Raw genomic sequence first — 328 nt, 5'->3', positions numbered from 1 at the left:
CGCACTAACGGAGATACCCACTAGCCTCGGTCTTTCACGCGGGACGTGAGGTGAGGGCTCAGAAATGACATGGGAAGTGCTCCGGAGCTGGGATGATGTGACTTGTCTAGGGTCAACGTCATATCAGTTCGAGGAGCACTTCCCAGGTGAAGTCTAGCGGGTCATTTCGGCGGTTGAGGGTCAGTGCGGACGGGTCGGGCGTGGTCTCGCACGCCGGGTTGGGGATGCTGCGGGAGCTCGCCGAGCACTCTGGCCTGGTCGCTGCGCTCAACGACGCTCTGACGGACACCTACCGCGGGGGCACGGGTCCACTCCCCGGGCCAGGTGC

At 63.7% G+C, this 328-nt stretch carries 1 pseudogene; it reads left to right on the top strand.

Going from position 1 to position 328, the window contains the following annotated elements:
• Positions 1–146: 146 nt before the first annotated feature.
• Positions 147–328: pseudogene (locus tag G6020_RS17350) on the top strand (IS1380 family transposase); the annotation flags it as partial.

The sequence above is a fragment of the Dietzia sp. B19 genome (assembly GCF_014145155.1).
Taxonomy (GTDB): Bacteria; Actinomycetota; Actinomycetes; order Mycobacteriales; family Mycobacteriaceae; genus Dietzia; species Dietzia natronolimnaea.
The sequence above is the reverse complement of the archived record's forward strand: the minus strand, read 5'-3'. Positions and strand labels throughout refer to the sequence as shown.